At 41.0% G+C, this 402-nt stretch carries 1 pseudogene; it reads left to right on the top strand.

Annotated elements, in window-relative coordinates:
* Positions 1 to 183, top strand: a pseudogene (locus H5232_RS23700) (immunity protein YezG family protein); the annotation flags it as partial.
* Between the last annotated feature and the right edge of the window lie 219 nt (positions 184 to 402).

The raw sequence follows: 402 nt of genomic DNA on the forward strand, positions 1-402 counted from the left end.
GAACAGCCGATTACCGTGACGGACGAGATAGTCGATTTATTCAACACCCTATTTGAAAAGGCCACCCAACACCAACCAGAAAACTGGACACGCGCTATTTTTACCATTAATCGCCAAGGTCAATTTAATCTCAACTTTGAGCGTGATAATGATGACGTTATTACCGCACAACAAACACATTAATTCATAACCTAGATTCAAATAAATAATTTACCGCTCTTTAACAACATGGATATTGTTAGGCTAGGCACTAACAGAATCTAAAGTTAGCGCCCTAGCCTTTCATTTTTGCACAAGTAAATTCGAGTCTACGCATTCGTAGCAGCGGGTTTACCCCGCGACATAATTCCCCCGCAGCCCACAACGAATTATTATTTGATGATAAAGCCAATGACAGCAACG

The sequence above is a fragment of the Pseudoalteromonas sp. SG41-5 genome, from assembly GCF_014164495.1.
Taxonomy (GTDB): domain Bacteria; phylum Pseudomonadota; class Gammaproteobacteria; order Enterobacterales; family Alteromonadaceae; genus Pseudoalteromonas; species Pseudoalteromonas rhizosphaerae.